This window comes from Skermanella sp. (assembly GCF_059503625.1).
In genome coordinates this window covers 1-3,151 of record NZ_JCACHA010000255.1, presented here as the reverse complement: position 1 = coordinate 3,151, position 3,151 = coordinate 1, and the positions used below count along the sequence as shown (strand labels likewise).

General features: G+C 61.8%; 5 protein-coding genes. All 5 read left to right on the top strand.

Annotated elements, in window-relative coordinates; all coding sequences use genetic code 11:
- Nucleotides 1-7: 7 nt before the first annotated feature.
- Nucleotides 8-169 (top strand): TOBE domain-containing protein, encoded by a 162-nt coding sequence (locus tag AC5JJ6_RS06120; RefSeq protein WP_496041190.1) that lies wholly within the window; start codon nucleotides 8-10, stop codon nucleotides 167-169.
- Between the two features lie 266 nt (nucleotides 170-435).
- A complete protein-coding gene (locus AC5JJ6_RS06115; RefSeq protein ID WP_496041189.1) occupies nucleotides 436-942 on the top strand; it encodes a Dps family protein in 507 nt (168 codons plus the stop codon).
- A 104-nt stretch (nucleotides 943-1,046) separates the two neighbouring features.
- Entirely contained in the window at nucleotides 1,047-1,328 is a 282-nt protein-coding gene (locus tag AC5JJ6_RS06110) for a hypothetical protein (protein ID WP_496041188.1), read from the top strand.
- 146 nt (nucleotides 1,329-1,474) lie between these two features.
- The gene (locus AC5JJ6_RS06105) at nucleotides 1,475-1,945 is read left to right on the top strand and encodes a Dps family protein (RefSeq protein ID WP_044430038.1); all 471 of its coding nucleotides are present in this window, start codon (nucleotides 1,475-1,477) and stop codon (nucleotides 1,943-1,945) included.
- A gap of 130 nt (nucleotides 1,946-2,075) precedes the next feature.
- On the top strand, nucleotides 2,076-3,056 hold the full coding sequence (gene msrP, locus AC5JJ6_RS06100) for a protein-methionine-sulfoxide reductase catalytic subunit MsrP (RefSeq protein WP_496041187.1): 981 nt from the start codon (nucleotides 2,076-2,078) through the stop codon (nucleotides 3,054-3,056).
- The last annotated feature ends 95 nt before the right edge of the window (nucleotides 3,057-3,151 follow it).

The following is a 3,151-nucleotide window of genomic DNA, read 5'->3' as shown; positions in this document are numbered from 1 at the left end:
GACCGCGATCGAGAAGGGTCCGGTTTCGGCCAAGGTCAAGATCGATGTTGGGAATGGTGTGTTCGTCACCTCAAGCATCACGACCGAATCGGTTGACGACCTCAACCTCGCGGTTGGGAACGAGGTAGTGGCGATCATCAAGTCTTCGGACGTGATGATCGGCAAGTAAGCGGGACGGCGTACCCGGCCGATGGGTCCAACCGATCGGCCGGGTACGCCGGCTTTTTGTACGATCCGGCTCATTTCCACGGGCGGAACCGTCAGCACGGCACAATTGGGCTGACGCACGGCACTTTTCCGACGAATTCTCGTTGAAGCTATGGACGGCCCGCCCTGGCGTGGACGCAGCGGGGAGGGTTGACTTCCCCGATATGCAGCCAAGCTTGGTCAGCAGGGTCAATGGGACAATTCCACAAAGCTTCAAGGAGCCATCTCATGGCATTCGAAAACACCACCGCCCAGTCGCATGAGCCGCTGGCAGTCCGTACCGGCATTACCGAAGAGAACCGCAAGGCGTTATCCGACGGCTTGGCCAAGGTACTGTCGGATACTTACACGCTTCTCGGCAAGACCCATGGCTTTCACTGGAATGTGACCGGTGCGCAGTTCCACAGCCTTCATGAGATGTTCGAAGAGCAGTATACCGATCTGACGACCGCCGTGGACGAGATCGCCGAGCGTATCCGCGCCCTGGGTTACTTCGCGCCCGGCAGCCTGAGCCAGTTCCTGAAGCTCAGCACCATCGAGGACGAGCACGGCGTTCCCGATGCGCGCGGCATGCTGGAACAGCTCGTGCGCGACAACGAGACCGTCACCCAGGCTTGCCGCGCCGTCGTCGGGATCTGCGAGGAAGCGAACGACACGGTGACCGAAGACCTGATGAACCATCGCATGGATGCCCATGAAAAGGCCGCCTGGATGCTGCGCTCGTCGATGAGCTGACCGCTACGGCCTGCTCCCCGGCGGCATTCCGCCGCCGGGCGCGCGGCCCTGCCGCATCTTTCTTTCATCAGCGGTTTCGACCATCAGGGAGGAAGTCCGATCCCATGCCTTTCTTCGTTTTGGAACCGGTGCTCCCCCTTGCCCGGAAATGGGAACATTACCGTAAGACGCGCAAGCTGATCGTCCGTGCGGCCGACGAGGCCGGTGCCCGGCAGGTAGCGGCCGACCAAGCCGAACTGGCAGGGCGGGAGGGCATGCATCTGCTGCTGCCCGCAGCCGACGAGGACGAAGTGATGGCCAATCCGTGGCTGGATCCTGAATTGGCCGATTGCCGGGAACTCGATCCGGACGGACCGCCTGAAGTGGTCAGCATGCAGGCCGAATGATCGGCATTGCCGATGGTCCGGCATGCGCTTGATACAGATCAAACATTGGAACGATTCTAAAGAATGCGATTGCCGCATTGCTCCCGCATACCCACATCAGGCTATGTATAGTGTTTTTGCTAAACACGTTTTCAGGGGGCAGAATCATGCAGATCGATATTGGCATCACCGAGAACGACCGTCGCGAGATCGCGGAAGGTCTGTCACGCCTGCTGGCCGACACCTACACCCTCTATCTCAAGACGCACAGCTTCCACTGGAACGTCACCGGCCCGATGTTCAACACGCTGCACCTGATGTTCGAAACGCAGTACAATGAACTGGCGCTGGCCGTCGACTTGATCGCGGAGCGTATCCGCGCGCTGGGCTTCCCCGCTCCGGGCAGCTATTCGCAGTATGCGGCGCTGACTTCGATACAGGAAGCGACCGACGTGCCGAAGGCGGAAGAGATGATCCGCCAGCTGGTGGCCGGCCAGGAAGCCGTGGTCCGCACCGCCCGCTCGGTGTTTCCCGCCGCCGAAAAGGTCGGCGACGAGCCGACGGCCGACCTGCTGACCCAGCGGATGCAGTTGCACGAAAAGACCGCCTGGATGCTGCGCAGCATGCTGGAAGGCTGAGCGGCGCATGAACCGAACCCGAGTTCGGGTGAGGCGTTCTCACGCGCCGTTCACCCGAACTTGATTTGCCGAATGGCTGTTCCAGCTTCAAATCTGTGATCTGAACACGGATTACCGAGGGAGGAACGCCATGCTGATGCGATCCAGACGCGGATGGGAGCTGCCGGAGTCGGCGGCCACTCCGGAACATGTCTTCCTGAACCGGCGGGCGCTGCTGAAGACGGCGCTGGCCGCTCCCACGATCGCGGCGGCGGGATCGATCCTGGCAGGTCCCGCCTTCGGCCAGACCGAAGTCGCGGCCGACGATCTCACCGCCAAGCTCTACCCGGTCAAGCGCAACGAACGCTATGCGATAGACCGCGCGATCACCGACCCGTCCCAGGCCACCACCTATACCAATTTCTACGAGTTCGGCTCCCAGAAGAACATCTGGCGGGCGGCGCAGAACCTGAAGTTGCGGCCCTGGACCGTGAAGATCGCGGGCATGGTCGAGCAGGAAAAGACGGTCGACATCGATACCCTGCTGGCGCAGATGCCGCTGGAGGAGCGGGTCTACCGGCACCGCTGCGTCGAGGCTTGGTCGATGGCGGTGCCCTGGAGCGGCTTCCCGATGAAGGCGCTGGTGGATTTCGCCCGCCCGACCGGTGCTGCCAAATACGTCGTGATGCAGACCTTCCAGGACCCTGGGATGGCGAGCGGCCAGCGGCAGTTCTGGTATCCCTGGCCCTATGTCGAGGGCCTGACCATGGCCGAGGCAACCAACGAGCTGGCCTTCCTGGTGACCGGCCTGTACGGCAAGCCGGTGCCGAAGCAGAATGGCGCGCCGCTCCGGCTGGCGGTTCCGTGGAAATACGGGTTCAAGTCGATCAAGTCGATCGTCAGCTTCACCTTCACCGACAAACGCCCGGTAAGCTTCTGGGAGCAGATCCAGGCGAGCGAGTACGGCTTCTGGGCGAACGTCAATCCGCAGGTGCCGCATGCCCGCTGGAGTCAGGCGTCCGAACGGGTGCTCGGAACCGGCGAGATGGTGCCGACGCAGCTTTACAACGGCTACGGCGAGTTCGTCGCCGACATGTACAAGGGGCTGGAGGACGAGAGGCTGTATGTGTAGCCGCCATACCCTTACACCACGCGCAGAAGATGTTTACTGGTGAAGACGCTCAGGCCGTAGGTCGGTCTAAAGCGAAGCGGCAGCCGACAAGCAGA

Excerpts from the sequence above, each read along its gene's own strand:
- AC5JJ6_RS06115 (WP_496041189.1), top strand. The coding sequence starts at position 436 with ATGGCATTCGAAAACACCACCGCCCAGTCGCATGAGCCGCTGGCAGTC.
- AC5JJ6_RS06105 (WP_044430038.1), top strand. The coding sequence starts at position 1,475 with ATGCAGATCGATATTGGCATCACCGAGAACGACCGTCGCGAGATCGCG.
- msrP (WP_496041187.1), top strand. The coding sequence starts at position 2,076 with ATGCTGATGCGATCCAGACGCGGATGGGAGCTGCCGGAGTCGGCGGCC.
- AC5JJ6_RS06110 (WP_496041188.1), top strand. The coding sequence starts at position 1,047 with ATGCCTTTCTTCGTTTTGGAACCGGTGCTCCCCCTTGCCCGGAAATGG.